Origin of the sequence: Methanolobus sp., from assembly GCF_016278385.1 — an archaeon.
In the GTDB taxonomy this organism is placed as follows: Archaea; Halobacteriota; Methanosarcinia; order Methanosarcinales; family Methanosarcinaceae; genus Methanolobus.
This window is the reverse complement of the sequence record NZ_JADQBY010000014.1, coordinates 96,730-117,296: the sequence shown is the minus strand read 5'-3', so window position 1 is coordinate 117,296 and position 20,567 is coordinate 96,730. Positions and strand designations below refer to the sequence as shown.

Genomic DNA, 20,567 nt, shown 5'->3' with positions numbered 1-20,567 from the left:
AATATAAACCAACTGTTGAAGCTATTGAAACCTATCAATTTCCATCAAATTGATAGATTCTGATACTCCCAATTCTCCTGCACAGCAGATATAAAGTAGAACAGGGTAGAATACTATCATAAGAGGAATTATACCATGGCAATGAAATGCGCTTTATCTGAAGAGCTGCCTGTTGATGAATATCTGATAACGGAAGAGCCTTACTACGTTCCTGTGGGTAACGAGGTCGAGATATTCACAGCCGCTTACAAAAACCTGCTGCCGGTTAACCTGAAAGGACCAACCGGTTGTGGAAAAACACGGTTCATAGAATACATGGCTTACAAATTGCAGCGTCCGCTGATAACAATTGCCTGCCATGAGGATCTAACTGCAACAGACCTGGTAGGGCGCTTTTTGATCAAGGGAGAATCCGTGGAATGGAGCGACGGACCTCTCACAAAAGCTGTAAAAGGCGGAGCTATCTGCTATCTTGATGAAGTAGTGGAAGCCAGAAAGGACACAATAGTAGTCATACACCCGTTAACCGATGACAGGCGCATAATCCCTATCGACAAACTTGGAGTAATAGTTAAAGCACCAAAAGAATTCATGCTCTCAGTTTCATACAATCCCGGTTACCAGAGCATTATCAAGGACATGAAACAGAGCACAAGACAGAGATTTGTTGCAATTGATTTTGATTACCCGCCTGCTGAGCTGGAAAAGCAGATCGTGGCTCACGAAAGCCAGCTCGACGAGAAAACAGCAGGTCTGCTTGTGGAAATCGGTCAGAGCATCAGGAACTTCAAACACCACGGACTCGAAGAAGGAGTAAGCACACGCCTGTTGATCTATGCAGGCAAACTCATCCGTGAGGGAATCGAGCCTAAAGAAGCCTGCAGAATAGCAATGGCAAAACCTATAACTGACAATCCCGATCTGCAGAAAAGCATCGATGAGATAATTGCCGCCATAATGGAGTGAATATTACGCCGGCAGAAGATAGAGATGAACAAATCCCTGCCACAGCGGAAAAGATAAGCGGACTGATAGCATCCCATTTTTCAAAACTTACCGATTCCGTCGACAGTTATGAGATTTCCAGATTAACAGCAGGGTTTGAAGATTTAGACGATGAAGAACTAGAAGCAGTGCTTCACGCCGGAAAAGGTGCCTTCAGGCGTGGCATGAGAGTACTTGTCGCCTACCTGGGTGCTGCTCCCAAAGTCTACAAGTCCATCGGAAAAAATGAATTTGAGAACTGGCTCTCCCTTGCAAGGAACATCTCAAAACTGAGCGTGTCCTGTTGTGAAGGATTCTTTGACTCATCAATGCCGATCATCAAAAAAGGTGGTATGGAGCTTCTCGAAAACTGGACAAACACAGGCATAACCCTCTCTGAAGAAAACAAATGGATGGCAATTGCATATTTCAAATACACTGGAAAAGTAGTCGTATCCACATATCCTGAAAGATTCCACGAGCTTGTAGAAAAAGGAAAGGAACTTGGAAATATCAATGTAAAGGTTTCAGAAGCTTATTTTGAACACCTCATCCAGCTTCATTCGTTACTCAAAAGCGAAGAATTAACCCTGTTCTGCCATATCACGGAAAGAATAAGCAAAAGCCACTGGCTCACTGCAATAGAACTCATAAATCTGGCAGGAAAGATGCTTCCAGCTGTACAGCCACAAAGAAGAAAAGAACTCCTCATTTCAATGGACGATGTCCTGAAATTCAGTGAAGCACCTGCAATGGCATTGTTCAGGAATGCAGGAACAATAATGGAGACGGCTGATGAGCAAGATCTTGCCTTTCTCATGAATATTGCGACTGACCTTGCGAGTGCCGATAACGAAAGTGCAAAGTTATTTTTGAACACAATTGCGCAATATTCTGGCAAACTGGAACTAACTGAAGTGGATGAATGGAAAGATAAAGGCATAGCCTCTTTCCCGAATAACAAAAAAGCACTCAGATCTTTCATTCAGGCAAGCCTTGCACTTGGAAAACATCCTGAAGATACAGACCGGAATATCAGATCAGTGCTCGTAGACCGAGCTATTCAGCTTGCAGATATCCAGCCGGAATGCATTCCTGCTTATTTTGATAATACTTCAGAGGCTTATATCCTGCTAAGATCCGAAATTTTTGAGGAATGGGCTGGCACAGGAGAAGGAATCGGAATACAGGATCCCGCTTTAGCTTCTGCTTATTTCGTGAACTCCGTTCAAGCTTTAAGCAAAATTTCTCCGCAATACCATGATGAGATATTCAGAATCGCAAATAGGCTTCTTGGAAAAGAAGGTGTTCTTGCCAGTGCATTCTTTGAAAATCTAGGTCATTTTGTAGGGAACACAAAACCGGAAAATGCGAGGAAGTGGGCAGATATAGGGATGAAGATCCATGCGAAGGATAGAAAAGTGGCAATTGATTACTTTTCACACTCCCCACCAATACTGGAAAAACTGGACATCAGTGAACTGGAAGAATGGGCTTTGAAAGGACTGGAGAACATTGAAGATAAAGCACCTGCAGGAAAGGCATATTTCTCACTTGAGTCGAAAAGCTCCAACGAGTTCATAGAAGAACTGACCGGTGCAATTGCTCTTAAAAAAGTGGCAAATGTTTTGAGATACTATGCCCTTGGACTTTCAAATACTAATTTTGTAATACGTTCCATGGCAACACTGCCGCTTCAGGAAGAAGCACATGGTATGAACCCGATAATTGCAGGCAATACTATCTATCTTGCACCAAAAATGAGGGTGTACGAGGATATTGAAGATAATTTCAAGATCTACAAACTCAGTGTGATGCATGAGGTTGGACATATCCGTTTCAGCTTGATGGATGTACCTTATGAAAAGGGTGCTACGCTCATGGAGAGAATCATTAGAAAGTATCCAATTCAAAAAGAAGAGGGATGGCTTTCACCAGATACCCATAGTAAGGAATCTGTTGCCATCATCAATATACTCTCACTTTTCCCAAACCAGGTATTGGCAGCAACCATACTTGGAGTTCTGGAGGATGCACGTGTCGAGTACATGATAATGGAGCACTACAGAGGTGTGCGTTCTGACCTTGAAAATGTACGACATAAGATGCTTTTGATGAGACCTGCTACAAAGGGCGGACTTGAAGAATTCATGGAAGCATTGTTATGGATATCTACCGGGCATGAGCCTGCATTTAAGATAAGTGAAACTACCAGAGTGGTTCTGGACAAGACCGGGGAACTCCTTGCAGATACAATATTCAGGGAAGATTCAAGCACATTTTCAGCACTTGAGACCGCTTTTGAGATATATGCCATACTTGACGTATATTTCGGCCCTCTTCAACCGATAGAATACGAAATGTTAAAAAATATAGGTTATCGAGGGATGGATATTGGTGCTACAGGTTCAAAGGACCCAATGATGACAAAGCCTTTTGAAAATGTCATTAAGAATTTTATTCCCGAAACCGAGGCCGACCTTGCTGCTCAGGAGAATAGGCCTAAAGAGAAGGCTACCAATAAACCCACATATGCACTGGACAATAACTGGAGAGTGCTTGGCAGCTACAAATACGATGAGTGGGACTCAGTTATCAATGATTACAGGTCAGACTGGAGTACGGTCAATGAAATAGAACCTGTCGGGGGTTCTACATCCTACTATACAAAAGCAATGGAACGCTACGGGAATGAAATATCTCTTCTGAAACACACATTCAGCCTGATGAAACCTGAAGCTTTTCACAGGATGAAGGGGCAAAATGACGGAACTGAAATAGACATCGATGCTTTCACAGACTCACTTATCGCAAAGAAGTGCGGAATAAACCCTGATGATGGGCTTTATCTCAGGTGGGATAAGCATGAGAGAGACGTAGCAACCCTTTTCCTTATGGATGTCAGTGCCTCCACACGCAAGATCCTTGGTGCGGACGGCAGGAGCATACTGGACGTTGAAAAGGATTCACTGATAATAATGAGCCAGGCACTTGAGAGCATAGGAGACAAGTACGCCATCTATGCATTTTCCGGAAAAAGCAGGGATGATGTTGAGTATTTTGTAATCAAGGATTTTGATGAAGAACTCTCAGATAATGTGGCACGCAGGATAAGCCTTCTGCAACCTGCATCCAATACACGTCTTGGGCCTGCAATCCGTCATTCCATTAAAAAACTGGAGCATGCAGGTGCAAGGACAAAGATGCTGGTACTTCTCTCCGACGGCGAACCTTATGACAGATCAAAAGGAGAAGACTCCTATCAGGGCGACCTTGCACAAGAGGATACAAGGGTTGCTATCAGTGAAGGAAAAGCCCGTGGAATGCACTTCTTCTGTATAACCGTCGACAGGAATCCGGGGGAGTATCTTGACAATATCTTTTCCGATGTAGGATATACGATTATCGATGATGCTCTGATGCTGCCTGAGACACTACCGTTGTTGTATAAGAGACTGACAACGTGAGAAAACTGAATATGTGTGTATTGAAAATAAAAAAAAGGTTAACGAAGTATTAACTTCGTTTCCCGTAGAGAGCATATGCACCAATAAGAACTACTGAGAATATTCCCAGCATTACAAAAATACCAGTGGTGCTGATTCCTTTAGGATTCGGTTCCTCTTCTGAAAGCTCTTCGCTTGCTATTGCTGCTGCGCTTTCATCTGTTACAGACTTCAGTTCTTCTTCAACAATAGGTTCAGGCTTACTTTCAGATGCTATTGCAAATGGAGAAAAGCCTGATGTCTCACTTTCATAGTACACGTAATTATCAACTTCCTCAGTAACAGTGGTGGGGAGTTTATTCCACGTATCATCTGCATACCTGTAAAGAATCACCGTATCAGCTTCAATGTTATTCTCTGTCAGCCAGGATTTCTCGACTTTGAAAGTAATAAGCAGATTTTCAATGTTTTCCGGTCTTACAAAACCAGCCTTTCCTACCCAAATATTCATCTGCTGATAGACTTGTCCTGGAGCATCAGTTTTTGCAAACGATGAACGGTCTTTCACGACTTCAATGATGGTCTGTATCGATCCGGAGTTCTTCAGGGAATCGAACTCAACGGAGGAAATAGCATTGCTCTTATCATTGAACTCGTAGCTGACGTGCGAATCCTTAATGACGAAAATACTTTCCACGTCTTTTACAAGAAGATTCTCGTACTTCTCTCCGGTAGTGCCGCCTCCACCACCGCCTGAGGACGAGGAACTGGATGAGGAACTTGAACTGCTCTGCGCACTGATTGTGAAACTCGTACTGAAAACCACTGAATTGCCTTCATTGTCTGCAACACGCACTGATGCAGAATGGCTTCCTGCAGCTAGTCCATTGGCATTGTAGAATGCGTATGAATCTGTTATTGTTGCATTACCATCATCTGTAACATCAACACTGTCAAAAGTGAAAACAATTGAACTCGTGTTGATACCATTCTGGGCATCATTGTAGTCGAACCGGATCTCGGTAGATGTTGTGCCTGCAGCAAAGGTAGACCCGCTTGACGGAGTCACACTTGTAAGGACAGGACCTGTAGAATCAGTATCATTCTGTTCCGAAGCCGCATTGATTGTCAGAGTTGAGGAAACAACATCAGACCAATCACCAGCGTTATCCTGAACACTGAAGGAGATAGTGTGTGTGCCTACGGAAAGTTCAGAACTACTGAAACTTGCAGAAGTACTTAGATCACTATCAAGACTGGAGGACCATTTATAACCAGCAATGGTGCCATCAGAGTCAGTTCCGCTTCCTGCAAAAGAAACAGAAGTACCTTTGGTTGCAGGGTTGGGAGAAATAGAACCGATGCGGGCAACAGGATTCTGATTAGGAGCTTCATTGATAGTCAAGGTTGAGGAAACAACATCAGACCAATCACCATCATTATCCTGAACACTGAAGGAGATAGTGTGTGTGCCTACGGAAAGTTCAGAACTACTGAAACTTGCAGAAGTACTTAGATCACTATCAAGACTGGAGGACCATTTATAACCAGCAATGGTACCATCAGAGTCAGTTCCGCTTCCTGCAAAAGAAACAGATATACCTTCAGTTGTCGGATTTGGGGATATTGATGGTATATTGGCTGTAGGTGCCTGGTTTGAAGCTACATTAGTGGTCAGAGGAAGATTGTCAATATTACTTTCACCCAGAATGAAAGTAGAATCACAGATACCATCTCCATTTGCATCAACTTCTGTCTGGCTAAAGCCTTTTCCATCTGGTTGTGCCCAGTAATTTCCACCAAGGTTAGATCCACCTAGTATATTCTTACCTGCAGTCTTTTCAATGTTCCATGAATTACCTGTATTATCCCCATCAAGGACAACATTGACATCGTTTGTGAAATTATTGTTGTAGATCCGATTGTTGCTGGAAGATGAAAAAGAGAGACCTGATGCAAGGTTATTCAATATGGTGTTGCCAATCAGCTCGTTGTTATCAGAAGAAGAAAGAAAGATACCAGAATTAAAATTATTGATCACAGTATTACCTGTAAATCGATTATTGCTGGAATCTGTAAGATAGATACCGCTCCCCTCATCAGAAACCCCTACTTCATTATTGATTAACGTATTATAATTGGAATGTTCCAAACGGATAATGTCCTTACGAACCAAACGAGTAGCTGAGTTTTCAACCAGGGTGTTACTGTCAGAATAATCCAACAGAATACCGTAATCACTGTAATCAGTATTATCTATCAGGTTAGTGCCCAGGTTGTTGTTGCTGGAAGAAGAAAGATAGATACTACAATAAATATTGTTTGATCCTGTGTTGCTATTCACCTCGTTATCGTTGGAAGAATCCAAATAGATACCGTGCCAGTTTTCAGAAACTTCGTTGTTAATCAGGATATTATTGTTTGAACTTAGATAGATACCTGCCATATCAACATTAATAGCACCGCTAATACTGAAACCATTTATAGTTACACCAGCAGCAGTTACATTAAATACATGATCATATCCTGATGCAGCAATGACGCTAGTATCAGAAGCACCATCTGTAGAAATGATAGATACTTGTTTGTTAACGTTAATATTCTCATTGTAGGTTCCCGGGGATACCTGGATGGTATCTCCTGAAATGGCACCATCAACTGCAGCCTGGATTGTAGTGTAATCTGCACTACCACTATCATCTACTGTTACCACTGCGGCGCTACACACACAAGTACCTACAAGCAACAGAAAAATAGCTGCCAAACCTATTGTTTTCCAATATTTCGAATTGAAAGAAAATATGCTATGGACTATACTACTAGCAGCAGAGCTAGCTAATCGGATATCTTTTTTTGACGCTTTAATCGTACCACCGCCCAATCGTATCATTAATTATTAAAGATGGATTGAACTAAATGGTATGAATGCAAAAATCCTATTTATATCTATGCAGATAAATTAAAACTTTAATATAGGACATACCAAATAATTAATTCTGCGGGCGTATTATTGAATTATGTTCATTATTTTATATATCTGAACCATAGATCAAAATAAAAAAGTGGAAACGAAGTTTTAGTTTCGTTTCCCATACTGAACATATCCACCTACAAGAACTGCTGCAAGAAGTCCCAGCACAAGCAGAATACCTGTGACACTGAAACCGGTCGATTTTGTTTCGTTATCCGAAACAAGATCTTTTGAAACAGAATCTGCCGTATCATCAGCCACAGATTGCAATATATCTTCTTCAGCAGATACTGATTCACTTTCAGATGTTATTGCAAATGGTGAAAAACCAGGAGTCTCACTCTCGAAGTACACGTACTCATCGTCTTCTCCGGTTACAGTTGTTGATAGTTTATCCCAGGAACTATCTGCATACCTGTACAGCATTACCGTATCTGTTTCAATATTATTCTCGGTTAGCCAGGATTTCTCTACTTTGAAAGTTATGAGCAGATTTTCAACATTTTCCGGTCTTACAAAACCAGTCTTTCCTACCCAAATGTTCATCTGCTGATAGACTTGCCCTGGAACATCAGTTTTTGCAAACGATGAACGGTCTTTCACAACTTCAATTATGGTCTGTATCGATCCAGAGTTCTTCAGGGAATCGAACTCAACGGAGGAAATAGCATTGCCCTCATCAGTAAACTCGTAACTGAAATGCGAATCTTTAATGACAAAAATGCTTTCCACTTCTTTTACAGCAATATTTGCATATGCTTCACCAGTAGTACCGCCACCACCGCCACCGGAGGATGAAGAGGAAGACCTAGAAGTAGAACTGGATGATGAACTGCTCTTTTCAGCTATCGTGAAATTTGTGTTGAATGTAGCTGAATTGCCTGCAGTATCCACAACATACACAGATGCATTATAGCTACCTCCGGAAAGACCAGTTGCATTGTACTGAGCAGATGTATTTGCTATTGTTGTATTGCCATTAGCAGTTACATCAACATAGTTGAATATGAATACAACAGAGCTCGTATCAATACCTGTTTCATTATCACTGTAGCTGAAATTAATGTTTACAGAACTTGTACCTGCAGCAAGTGTTGAACCGCTTGTGGGGCTGACACTTACAAGTACAGGTGCTGAATCGTTACCTGTCTGGACCGGAGCTTCACTGACATTCAGGGATGATGATACTACAGCTGACCATGCTCCATTATTGTCCTGAACACTGAAGGAAACGGTGTGAGTTCCGACTGAAAGACCAGTAGTACTAAAGCTTGCAGAAGCACTCAGGTCACCATCACGGCTAGACACCCACTTATATCCAGTAATTGTACCATCGATATCAGTACCATTTCCTGCAAAAGAAACAGATTCTCCTTCTGTTGCGGAGATCGGGAAAATAGAAGCAATTGTTGCAGTAGGTTGCTGATTTAGAACTACATTGTCTGTCAGTGGAAGGTAGTCGATGTTGTCAGCATCCAGTTCATAGGATGATTCACTGATACCATCACCGTCCGTATCAACAGCATTCTGACTGAATCCGGTTCCATCTGGTTTTGCCCAGTAGTTGCCGGCAAGATACGAACCGCCCATGATGTTATTGCCAGCGGTCCTTTCGATATTCCACTGATTACCGGTGTTTGTACCTTCAAATTCAACATTTACTACGGTGTTGAAGAAATTGTTGTAGATCAAGTTGTTGCTGGCATCAGATAGAATTACACCGTAACCAGCTGTACTTAATGAATTGCTATCTAAGGTGATATTTTCAGATTCGTATACAGAAACTCCTATAGAACCTCCTTCGATGGTATTATTGGAAAGTATACTTCCGCTGGATGAGAATACTAGTACACCTAGTCCGCTGTCATAGTTTGATATGATGTTGTTAACAATATTGTTATTGTTACCACTCTCGTCTATCCCAATATTATGTGAATAGATTGTATTGTAGTCCAGAGTATTATCGTCTCCGCGTACATAAACACTAGATTCCATTCCTTCTGCATTATTATTACTCAGTAAATTATTATTGCCACTGATATATGTACCATGAACAGTTGCGGATGCATTGTTATTTATGACTGTGTTTTCATTACCAACCACCCAAATAGCAGCAAATGAGTCACCAGATACTTTATTATTCTTTATTGTATTGTGTTCTGATGATTCCAAGTAGATACCGCTACCTTTGTCTGATGTTATTTTATTTTCAGTAATCGTGTTATAATCAGACTCTAAAATATGTATACCATTAGAATAACTCTCACCGCTAGGACTTATACTGAATCCCTTGATAGTAGATTTATATGCTGAAACATAGAATACAGGATAATACTCTGAGGTACCAATTACGTTTGTCACCTCAACACCATTAGTTGATTCAATAATAACCGATTTATAAACATTGACATTTTCATAATATGTACCCGGAGACACAAGGATAGTGTCACCATGTTTGGCAGCATCAATGGCATCTTGTATTGTATTGTAGTCTTCCCCACCATCATCATCAACAGTAATCACATTGTTATTTCCTGATACTTCTTTCAGTGTCATTACCCATATGTCCCGGTTACCTGCACTTGCAGACATAAAAGCTATTTTACTTCCATCGGGACTCCATACAGGACGGTGGTCACCTGTAAAGTTTGTTGTTAGCCGGGTTTTATTACTTCCATCAGAATCCATCATCCACACATCGTTTGCATCCTTGCCAAAATCATAATATTCATAGACGATTTTGCTTCCATCCGGAGAGAATGATGGGTAGGAGGCACCTTGTTCAGTAAGTATAATTGCATCGGTTCCATCTAAATCTACAGTTGATGCTTGGGAGGCTAGACCTTCATGGAAATTGTAAGTTTCAAAAACGATCTTTGAGCCGTCAGGCGACCATACCTGACTTTGCCAGGATTGAGTCTGCGGGGTAATGGTGTTATGGTCATTTATTGGCAAAGCATCAGTTATATATATTGGATTCGTACCATCTGTGTTTAGTACCTTAAGAAGAACTACACCCTCCACACCTATTGATTCCTCAACCACTATTTTAGATGAATCAGGTGACCATGCTACATCATAAAGAGCCGCTGCCCATTCGCTATTATCGCCAGGATATTCTGGTTGATTTGTATAGATTACCTGTTTATTTGAACCATCAGGCTCTATTAATGTCAACTCAATACCTTGTGTATAAGCAATTTTTGATCCATCCGGAGACCATGCAAAAGAATCTATTTCACCATTTGTATTAGGTATTTGTCTTTGTGAAGAACCGTCCTCGTTCATTAGCCAAAGACTATAAATGCTGCTGTCGTTCTGTTTTTGAAAAATCATTTGAGTACCATCAGGTGACCAGCTATAGCCGCTTTTTCTGTAAGAATCATCTGTTAGCGTAACCTCACTTGAATCTGCCAAAGACATCTTGTAAATATTGCCATCCCTGGAATATGCAATTTCAGTGCCATCAGGTGACCAGACAGGATTCTGTTCATCTCCATCGTTAGTAGTCAACTGCACAATACTATCCACTTCAAGAGAAGTTGCCGATACGACGTTGCTCATTAGTAGAAGAAAAGCAAAAATTATACCAATAAGGTATAATTTGGTGTTTAAATTATATTTCTTGTTAGTAGTATTAACTAATCTCAACCCTTTCTTTAAAGCTTTCATGTGTGTACCCCCTCTGCCATACCCTTTACCCTATTTATGACAGAATTGAATAACGAATACAATGTAAAAAAAACTATATAAACATTGTGAAAAATATAGAATTAAATCTAAATTATTAATATATGATATTTTTTATTTAACTTTTTGAATTTGAAAAATCTACCCTAAAATAAGTTGCACCAAGCTATATAATAAGCTATCATATACACCAGCAAGCTCGAGTACCCTGGAACAATGAATTAAACGCAAAAATCTTAAAAATGAAAAATGAGCAGAGAATTATCAGAAGACAAGGGTCCAGCCTGATCTGACTTCCCTGCTAGTATATTTTACCTCATGCATCAATGCACCCTTATTATCGTAAAGACTGATCTGGCCTCCATTATTGGAAAGTATTACACCTTTCCCGGAAAGCAGTACACGTGTACCAGAGCCTGCAGTAATATCACCTTTGAGCAAAGATTTACTTCCAGGTCCATCCTAAATAAACCAGCCATCAAGATCAATATCATTCGGAGAAGCATTGAACAGGGTTACTGCTTCTTTGCCCACATCAACACCTATTGAATTGATAAGTGCTCCGACTATTTTCACGGAACCCGCTAAAACCGCATTTTACGGGATTTGCTCAATTTCATTGCAAGGTTCTAAGACAATCCAGTGTGCATTCGGCAGGCAATGACCAGTTAGATCATCGGTATCGAAACATTGGGACTGGAATGCCAGGCAAATAGCTACCCATCTGTTCTCTTCCGGCAAATGAATTAGCAAGCCACCATCCTGATTAGGAGCATCGTCACCTTGCCTTCTTAGAATTGCCCTGATTCATATGGACATCATAAAGTTCATTTACAGCCAGAATGGTCCCGATAAGAAAGCATATATTGTCATTTGGAATAGTGTCATATGTTCTTATTTTTGTCTGCATTCTTGGTCGAATACAACAAAATAAAGAACACATTTATTACTTTTGACTGTCAAACTTGGGATAGAAATAATTCAAAGTGAAACAAAAATCTAATCAAAAGAGAAATGGAAACGAAGTTTTAGTTTCGTTTCCCGTACAGAATATATCCGCCTACAAGAACTGCTACAAGAAGTCCCAGTATAAGCAAAATACCTGTAGTGCTAAAGCCATTGGATGTTGTTTCTACTTCAGACACCTGTTCTTCTGCTGCAACAGAACCTGCAATATCATCAACCACAGATTGCAATGTATCATCTCCAGCAGACTCAGATTCGCTTTCAGATGCTATTGCAAATGGTGAAAAACCAGGAGTTTCACTCTCAAAGTACACGTACTCATCGTCTTCTCCGGTAACAGTGGTTGATAGTTTATTCCAGGAACTGTCTGCATACTTATACAGCATTACTGTGTCAGCTTCGATGTTGTTCTCTGTCAGCCAGGATTTCTCAACCTTGAAGGTAATAAGCAGGTCCTCAACATTTTCCGGTCTTACAAATCCAGACTTGCCTACCCAGATATTCATCTGCTGATAGACTTGCCCAGGAGCATCGGTTTTTGCGAACGATGATCTGTCTTTCACTACTTCAATAATCGTCTGTATCGATCCGGAGTTCTTCAGGGAATCAAACTGGACTGAGGAAATAGCATTGCCCTCATCAGTAAACTCGTAACTGACATGCGAGCCTTTAATGACAAATATGCTTTCCACTTCTTTTACAAGAACATTCTCGTACTTCTCTCCAGTTGTGCCGCCTCCACTACCGCCCCCGCCACCGGAGGAGGAAGAGCTGGAAGAAGAACCGGATGAGGAAATGGAACTGCTCTTTTCAGCTATCGTGAAGTTTGTGTAGAATGTAGCTGAATTACCTGCAGTATCCACAACGTACACAGATGCAATATGACTTCCTGCAGAAAGACCGATTGCATTGTACTGAGCAGAGGTGCTTGTAATGGTTACATTGTCATCATCAGTTACGTCAACATAATCGAATATGAATACCACGGAATCAGTATTAACTCCAGTTTCAGTATCATTGTAGTTGAAAATGATATTGGCAGAACTTGTACCTGCAGCAAGTGTGGAACCACTTGCAGGACTTACACTTACAAACACAGCAGATGCTGAATCGTCACCTTTCTGGACCGGAGCTTTGTTGACGGTCAGGGATTTGGATACTTTAGAAGACCATTCTCCATTATTGTCACAGACACTGAAGTAAATGGTGTGAGTACCTACTGTGAGATCTGCGGTACTGAAACTTGCAGAGTTACTAAGGTTACCATCAATGCTGGATGTCCAGTTATAAGCTGCAATTGTACCATCTGTATCATTTCCACTTCCTGAAAATGTTACTTCCGTACCTTCTGTGGCAGGATTTGGACTAATTGATACAATGTTTGTTACTGGTTTAATATTTGGAGTTTCGGTAACTGCCAGAATTGTGTTCACTTCTTCTGACCATTCATTGTCATTGTCCATTGCACTGAATACTACCGTATGTTCTCCGATTGGAATATCTGAATTCGTGAAAGTTTCGTTTGTGCTTACCGTGTTTCCATCTACTGTCCATAGGTATGCTGCAATTGTTCCATCCTGGTCTGTTGCATTTCCTGTAAATGTTACTTCCGTACCTTCATATGCAGGATTAGGACTAATTGATACAATGTGTGTTACTGGTTTAATATTTGGAGTTTCGGTAACTGTCAGAATTGTGTTCACTTCTTCTGACCATTCATTGTCATTGTCCATTGCACTGAATACTACCGTATGTTCTCCGATTGGAATATCTGAATTCGTGAAAGTTTCGTTTGTGCTTACCGTGTTTCCATCTACTGTCCATAGGTATGCTGCAATTGTTCCATCCTGGTCTGTTGCATTTCCTGTAAATGTTACTTCCGTACCTTCTGTCGCAGGATTAGGACTAATTGATACAATGTTTGTTACTGGTGCTATATTTTGAACTTCAGTAATTTTAAGTGTTTTTGTTACTTCTTCTGACCATAGGCTGTTATTGTCCATTGCACTGAATGCTACCGTATGATCTCCTACTGAAATATCTGAATTCGTGAACGTTGCTTGGTTGCTGATTTGATTTCCATCAATTTTCCAGCTGTATGCCTTTATCGTTCCATCCTGGTCTATTGCATTTCCTACAAATGTTACTTCTGTTCCTTCTGTAGCAGGATTAGGACTAATTGAAGTGATGGTCGCAGACGGGGCTACAAGAACGTGAATATATCCAATGGCTACTTCTGACCATTCTCCCTGGTCACCCTTGACACTGAAAGAGATAGTATGTCCACCAATTTTAAGATTCGAAGTATTTAAGCTAAAGCTGTCAGACGAACTCAATACCCCGTTACGACAGGAGGTCCATTTATATCCAACAATTTCACCATATGATGCATTGCCTGTCCCTGAAAATCTTACCTTGGTACCTTGAGGAAAATCATGAGGAGAAATATAGTTAATTTTTGCAGTAAGAACCTGACTTATATTATCTGCTGCGCCATCATCATCCACAGTTATAATAGTATCATCTGCAGATGCAATGCTACTCATTAGAAGAAGTAAAATTGTAAATATGCATAGTAACTTTGCTGAAAATGTCAACTTTCCAATATAAGAAATAATAGCTTGCGCGCCTATATCCAACGTTTTCATATTGTGTGCCACCTCTGCCATCAAATATACCCAACATATGACAGATTAGATTTCTTTTAGGAATGTAAAATGACTATATATAACTTGCCAAAAACGTTCTAACTAAATTAAAATGATGATGATAATGATAATGATATCTTAGTCCACGCATACCTGTGAATCTGTATAAAGATAGAAGACTTAAGCTTCACACTGTTGTCTAGAACCAAGGAAGCATGCAATAAAAAGAAAAAGGAAAATAGAAAAAATGTCAAAGTCAGAAGACAAGGGTCCAGCCTGATCTGACTTCCCTGCTAGTATATTTTACCTCATGCATCAATGCACCCTTATTATCGTAAAGACTGATCTGGCCTCCATTATTGGAAAGTATTACACCTTTCCCAGAAAGCAGTACGCGTGTACCAGAACCTGCAGTAATATCACCTTTAAGCAAGGATTTTCTCCCATGTCCGTCCTGAATAAACCAGCCATCAAGATCAATTTCATTCGGAGAAGCATTGAAAATGGTAACTGCTTCTTTGCCCGCATCAACACCTATTGGATCGACAAGTGCTCCGACTATTTTCACGGAACCCCCTAAAACCGTCTTTTCCGGGATTTGCTCAATTTCATAGCAAGGTTCTGAGACAATCCTGTGTGCATTCGACAGGCAATGACCAGTTAGATCATCTGTATCGAAACATTGGGACTGGAATGCCAGGAAAATAGCTACCCACCTGTTCTCTTCCGGCAAATGAATTAGCAAGCCACCATCCTGATTAGGAGCATCGTCACCTTGCCACTTCTTGGAATTACCCTGATTCATATGGACATCATGAATACCGCTGCCAGGTCTGAAACCAAAAAAGCTGTCCGGCAGGAATGATTCCGGACCCCATCTTTCACCAAAAGCATATATCATGCTGCTGCTCATTCGAATAGCTTGCTTCACATATTTCTGTATGAGGTCATTAAGGTCATTTAAAGGACCGGGGACATCGCACTTTAAAGGTACCATCTTTGAAGCATCAAAAAGGCCGCCACGAATATAATCAAGGCGTATATCCCTTCTAGTATCATCAAGTCTTTTGTGCCCCATTTCAAGCTTTTCAAGCTTTTCAGTCATTGGGTGACTAAAATTATCATCAACAAAATACAGCAGATCAGAAGGAGAGACCTTTGAACTGACATTAACAGCAATGCGATGCTCATTTTTTCCATCATGAACAAGTATCTGATAATGATCATACTTGCCTTTCCCACATTTGCAGTCCTTGATTTTCCCTTTTAAGACACTATAATTTTCCAGAGACATGATGAAACTTACTCTGCGCCTGAATTAAAGGTTTTCTATTATGAACTGTTAACTCAATCCTCTTTAAAATGAACAATCATACATTCAATATTTTTGAGAACTATTGCAGCAACTGTGCAATCCCTGTTTTTAAATACAAGGTAATAGACTCCTTTATCAGGAATGTCATGGAAATCATTCCTATCCTGCATGTGAAATGATTTGCAAAGAAAGCATTAAATCATTTCCTGCCAGATATCTATTGATAAATATGTCAGAAGAAAAAAATGATGCATTAGATGTCAAAGGATTCCAGCCAAGGTCTGTTGTGTATGCGAAAAAACTGGATGACGGATTTGCAGATGCACTGGCCGGATTCTACAGTGCCGTATGGGCTGAAAGGGAGAACGGGCTTTCCAAGAAAGACAAGCATTTACTCGTTTTTACCATTGCCTGCTCTAACCTGAAGACAGAGAGTGCCGTAAAGATACTCCAGAGATTGAAGAAGTTTGGCGCAACTGCTCAGGAAGTAAAAGATGCCATGATGATCGCAGCATGGACTGGCGGAATACAGAACTTTACCGATTTCACCCCGAAAATACTAAAAGAAATGGAAAGGTTGGAGTTCTAAACTCCACCTTACGCATCAGCTCAGAACATAAAGTGGAATCATAAAACGAATAAAAATGTATATCTGGACCAACAGGATCAAAGGCATTCCTATCTGGAAAGATAGATGTCTGGTCTTATGACGGAAAAAGTACATTCCAATTATAGAACCAATACTGCCGCCAACAATAGCCCACATAAAAAGGGTTTTTTCAGGTATCCTGTACTCATTTTTTTTAGCTTTTTTCTTGTCAATTCCCATAATGGCAAAGCCTGCTAAATTTACGAGCATCAAATACGTAAAAAATATAAAGGATGTGTCCATAGCTTTTATTTCACGATATGATGTATAAATTTATCCCGGAAAACACCTACTGAAGCAAACAGTAAGTATAACCGGGAAAATGCCAATTTAACAATAATTATAGAAATAGAATAGGGTGGCAAAATATGACAAAAAAATGGCTGATATTGATTACAATACTAATGCTTGCAGGTGTGCTTGTTAGTGGATGTACAGATAATACAGAAGATACTGCAGTAGATGAAGTAGAAGAAACTACAGATGCAGCCACAGATTCAGAACCAATAGTTGGTGAAGCACAGGACTACGCTGTAAGGATGGAATATTATGGCATGATGAAACCTTCTGAACTTGAGATTAACAGAGGGGATTCCATAGCCTGGAGAAACTACAAACCACAGAACACCTATGTGCTTGTTAGTGATGACGGCCTATTTGAAGCTCATGAAATGGATTCAAACGATGTGTACACATACACCTTCATTGAAAGTGGCACCTACACATTCAGTGTAGATGATTATCCTGATATGACACTCACAGTAACAGTCAGATAAGTTTGAGGCTTTCTGGCCTCAAATAATTATTTCAAATAATTCAATCTTCTTTTTTAAAATCCAGTGAAACCGAATTTATACAGAACCTTTCCCCTGTAGGCGCAGGTCCGTCATCAAAAACATGACCCAGATGACTTCCGCATCGACTACATACAACTTCCGTCCTCTTCATAAAATTACTATTATCTTCTTTGAGTGCGACCTTTCCCTCAGATACAGGTTTGAAGAAACTTGGCCATCCACTTCCCGAATCATATTTGGTGTCCGAGCTGAATAACTTCTGCCCACATGCTGCACACAGATAAGTGCCCTTCTCCTTGTTTGCATAGTACTTACCCGTAAAAGGTGCTTCTGTGCCTTTCTGGCGCAGTACGATAAACTGGTCCTTGGTCAGTGTATCCTTCCACTGCTCATCAGTCTTCTTTATAGATCCTTCCATTTTCAAACTCCCCATAAAAAAATGCCCATATTAACATAAATAGATGACGTGAACCAGCAGATAATTCACAAAAATTACATTGGAGCTTTCTAATTAGGAAAAGAAGTTTATGGAACTAATTAGATAAACTCTCTTCCTGGACACTCTTGTCTGCCGTAAAGTACATATACATTTGTCAGACATACTTTCAGTAAATATGTACTATTGTGAAAATTATTGTGTGAATTCTTACTACTTTACATGGTAAAAACGGAAGAATTTAGATGAAATTGGGTATAATGCAACCATACTTCTTGCCATATATTGGTTACTGGCAACTTTTGAATGTAGTTGATAATTTTGTAATTGGTGACAACCTACAATTCACTAAAAAAGGGTGGATGAGGCGCAATCGATTTTTGAATAATGGAAAAGAGGACGTTTTTAGTGTACCTGTTAAATCTGGTTCTAATTATTCAAATATTTGCGATATACAAATATCAGAGCAATATTTTGAAAAAGATGCAGACAAGCTTTTCCGAAGAATAAAAGCGGCTTACCTCAAAGCACCATACTTTGAACAGGCTATGCCAATAATAGAAAAATGTATTTACTGTGAAGAACAAAATCTGTTTGACTTCCTATTAAACTCCATAAAAACAGTTTCAAAATATCTGGAGATAGATACTGAAATTACTATTTTATCAACTATAGATATGGATCATTCTTTAAAGCGTGAACATAAAGTTCTCGAAATATGCAAAAAAATGTCAGCCACTTCATATTTGAATCCAATTGGCGGACTTGAACTTTACAAGAGTGAGTTTTTTGAATCAGAGGGAATTGAACTTGGTTTTATAAATACGCAAAATATTGAATATCAACAATTTAATAGTGAGTTTATACCCTCCTTATCAATAGTTGACGTCATGATGTTCAATTCTCTGGACAACATCAAACATTACTTGAATTGTTATGATATTATACATCAGTAATCTCAAATACCTGTGATAAAATAGGTGTTGTAAACAGAATTATATCGTCTGAGAGAGTTACCCGCTATTGCATATCTGCTTGTCTCTGTGCAGGAGGGAAACTAGCGTATAGTTGTTGCACAACTTGAAGCCGTCTAATAGAATTTCAGATTAAATACCGATTCTGTTTCATAAACTCCCCTACTTTTATTTTGGGAGGCACAGTAGCTACAAATATAACAAATTTGGCCTGCCTCATGAATAAAACTCTATTTTCGATTAAGTTAGTAGCATATCAACTGCTAGTTATTACAGAAATACAGGACAGATTTAAAGAAAGAAGTTTCTGGAAATAATTGGATAAACTCACAGTCCATGATAAAATAGGGAGATAAATATATATATTATTTCTGAGAAAGTTAATATTGCAGAACTAACAAATTAATTCATTGGATTAGTTCAATTATTCGGGAAAATAAAGGGGAGATTCAATGTCTGATTGGATAGCATACTATGAAGACAACAAGCAGAGTGCATTGAAGAGAATAAAGAACATGTCCCTTTCTGTAAGATACAGAAAGGAACTCAATTGTTGGGTTAACAAATATCTGGACCCATTTTCAGTTGCCAGGACCATATCAGATGAAAGAACTGAAACTCTGGATCCTTATTCAAGAATACGCATTGAAGCTGAAAAGGACCTCGAGTTCACCCTGCTTACTGCAACCGGTAAGGATAGAAGCAGCAGTGAGATTATCTTTTTTGAAAGCAACCTCCTGCTTCTGTTCAACCTTATGCTCAAACATATAGGGACAGCTTAAATCAGGAATATAAACACATATAAATAAACCGGGAAAAAGTGTCTATACACAATGAAAGAAAAAGATAAATACAAATATCCTGTCTATTAGTTGCATCCCTCTTTTCAGGGAAGAAGCCACATTCATTGCACAAACGAAGTAGATTATTAGCTGACGAAAGCATAGGCAAGCTCCTTTTCAAACTATCTGCACCCGCCACAGTAGGGATGTTAGTCATGGCACTCTATAACCTGGTAGATACTGCTTTTGTAGGACAGGCACTTGGTGATAACAGTATACAGGCCATAGGGGGAATAGCAGTTGCGTTCCCTGTCATGATGATAATTATGGCGACAGCCCTTGCTATAGGAATAGGTGGAGCGTCCATGATATCACGCAGTCTCGGTGAAAAGAACCATGACAGAGCTGAGAACGTAATGGGGAATGTGCTCTTCATGGTACTGATAACAAGTGCATTCATATGCATAGTTGGAAGCGTATTCATCACACCCATACTACGGTTGTTCGGGGCTACTGACACAATCATGCCTTATGCCGTAGATTACCTGAGCGTAATACTCTACGGATCAATATTTTTCATGTTTACCCTGTCAATGAACAACGTTGTGCGTTCGGAAGGAAATGCAAAAGTAGCAATGTATACAATGCTTATTTCAGCCTTTGTGAATATCATAATTGACCCTCTGTTCATCTTCAATTCAGGAGATATAGAATTCAATTTTCTCGCAAATAAGCTCGGAATTATAATTGAACCACTGCATATTTACGGTTTTGGATTGGGAGTAAAAGGAGCAGCTATTGCAACTGTTATTGCTCAGATAACCGGAGCTTTGTTCCTCGTGTGGTATTTTGCATCAGGAAACTCCAGTCTCAGATTCCATACTAAATACCTAAAATAAAATGGGACAT

General features: G+C 39.9%; 17 protein-coding genes. 7 read left to right on the top strand and 10 right to left on the bottom strand.

Annotated features, from left to right (window positions below; all coding sequences use genetic code 11):
• Positions 1-135: 135 nt before the first annotated feature.
• Positions 136-966, top strand: a complete 831-nt coding sequence (locus tag QZZ23_RS06650; RefSeq protein ID WP_292468030.1) for a CbbQ/NirQ/NorQ/GpvN family protein — start codon at positions 136-138, stop codon at positions 964-966.
• On the top strand, positions 963-4,451 hold the full coding sequence (locus QZZ23_RS06645; RefSeq protein ID WP_292468028.1) for a nitric oxide reductase activation protein NorD: 3,489 nt from the start codon (positions 963-965) through the stop codon (positions 4,449-4,451). Before QZZ23_RS06650 ends, QZZ23_RS06645 begins: the two co-directional genes overlap by 4 nt.
• Before the next feature lie 49 nt (positions 4,452-4,500).
• Here the strand turns inward: QZZ23_RS06645 and QZZ23_RS06640 are convergent, their stop codons facing one another.
• From QZZ23_RS06640 to QZZ23_RS06610, 8 genes are all read right to left on the bottom strand, one after another.
• Positions 4,501-7,194, bottom strand: a complete 2,694-nt coding sequence (locus QZZ23_RS06640; RefSeq protein ID WP_292468026.1) for a PGF-pre-PGF domain-containing protein — start codon at positions 7,192-7,194, stop codon at positions 4,501-4,503.
• A 312-nt stretch (positions 7,195-7,506) separates the two neighbouring features.
• Positions 7,507-10,965, bottom strand: coding sequence for a PGF-pre-PGF domain-containing protein (locus QZZ23_RS06635; protein ID WP_292468023.1), 3,459 nt, complete (start codon positions 10,963-10,965; stop codon positions 7,507-7,509).
• Between the two features lie 390 nt (positions 10,966-11,355).
• On the bottom strand, positions 11,356-11,532 hold the full coding sequence (locus QZZ23_RS06630; protein ID WP_292468021.1) for a hypothetical protein: 177 nt from the start codon (positions 11,530-11,532) through the stop codon (positions 11,356-11,358).
• 156 nt (positions 11,533-11,688) lie between these two features.
• Complete coding sequence (locus QZZ23_RS14675) at positions 11,689-11,832, bottom strand: hypothetical protein (RefSeq protein WP_366931322.1); 144 nt, start codon at positions 11,830-11,832, stop codon at positions 11,689-11,691.
• 37 nt (positions 11,833-11,869) lie between these two features.
• Positions 11,870-12,001, bottom strand: a complete 132-nt coding sequence (locus QZZ23_RS06625) for a hypothetical protein (RefSeq protein WP_292468019.1) — start codon at positions 11,999-12,001, stop codon at positions 11,870-11,872.
• 118 nt (positions 12,002-12,119) lie between these two features.
• Positions 12,120-14,603: a PGF-pre-PGF domain-containing protein gene (locus QZZ23_RS06620; RefSeq protein WP_292468016.1), complete on the bottom strand. Its 2,484-nt coding sequence runs from the start codon at positions 14,601-14,603 to the stop codon at positions 12,120-12,122.
• Between the two features lie 358 nt (positions 14,604-14,961).
• Complete coding sequence (locus QZZ23_RS06615; RefSeq protein WP_292468013.1) at positions 14,962-15,999, bottom strand: DUF2278 family protein; 1,038 nt, start codon at positions 15,997-15,999, stop codon at positions 14,962-14,964.
• 53 nt (positions 16,000-16,052) lie between these two features.
• Entirely contained in the window at positions 16,053-16,190 is a 138-nt protein-coding gene (locus tag QZZ23_RS06610; RefSeq protein WP_292468010.1) for a hypothetical protein, read from the bottom strand.
• Between the two features lie 59 nt (positions 16,191-16,249).
• Here QZZ23_RS06610 and QZZ23_RS06605 point away from each other — a divergent pair, with 59 nt between their 5' ends.
• Positions 16,250-16,609: a carboxymuconolactone decarboxylase family protein gene (locus QZZ23_RS06605; RefSeq protein ID WP_292468008.1), complete on the top strand. Its 360-nt coding sequence runs from the start codon at positions 16,250-16,252 to the stop codon at positions 16,607-16,609.
• 15 nt (positions 16,610-16,624) lie between these two features.
• Here the strand turns inward: QZZ23_RS06605 and QZZ23_RS06600 are convergent, their stop codons facing one another.
• Positions 16,625-16,912, bottom strand: a complete 288-nt coding sequence (locus QZZ23_RS06600) for a DUF1294 domain-containing protein (RefSeq protein WP_292468005.1) — start codon at positions 16,910-16,912, stop codon at positions 16,625-16,627.
• A 125-nt stretch (positions 16,913-17,037) separates the two neighbouring features.
• Between QZZ23_RS06600 and QZZ23_RS06595 the strand changes: the two genes are divergently transcribed.
• Positions 17,038-17,445: a hypothetical protein gene (locus tag QZZ23_RS06595; RefSeq protein ID WP_292468002.1), complete on the top strand. Its 408-nt coding sequence runs from the start codon at positions 17,038-17,040 to the stop codon at positions 17,443-17,445.
• A gap of 40 nt (positions 17,446-17,485) precedes the next feature.
• On the opposite strand, the gene msrB is transcribed toward QZZ23_RS06595, so the two are convergent.
• Entirely contained in the window at positions 17,486-17,884 is a 399-nt protein-coding gene (gene msrB / locus QZZ23_RS06590) for a peptide-methionine (R)-S-oxide reductase MsrB (RefSeq protein WP_292467999.1), read from the bottom strand.
• 263 nt (positions 17,885-18,147) lie between these two features.
• Here msrB and QZZ23_RS06585 point away from each other — a divergent pair, with 263 nt between their 5' ends.
• The 3 genes from QZZ23_RS06585 to QZZ23_RS06575 all read left to right on the top strand — a co-directional run bounded on the left by QZZ23_RS06585 (position 18,148) and on the right by QZZ23_RS06575 (position 20,557).
• Entirely contained in the window at positions 18,148-18,858 is a 711-nt protein-coding gene (locus QZZ23_RS06585) for a WbqC family protein (protein WP_292467997.1), read from the top strand.
• 470 nt (positions 18,859-19,328) lie between these two features.
• Positions 19,329-19,658: a hypothetical protein gene (locus QZZ23_RS06580; RefSeq protein WP_292467995.1), complete on the top strand. Its 330-nt coding sequence runs from the start codon at positions 19,329-19,331 to the stop codon at positions 19,656-19,658.
• A gap of 215 nt (positions 19,659-19,873) precedes the next feature.
• On the top strand, positions 19,874-20,557 hold the full coding sequence (locus tag QZZ23_RS06575) for an MATE family efflux transporter (RefSeq protein ID WP_292467992.1): 684 nt from the start codon (positions 19,874-19,876) through the stop codon (positions 20,555-20,557).
• The last annotated feature ends 10 nt before the right edge of the window (positions 20,558-20,567 follow it).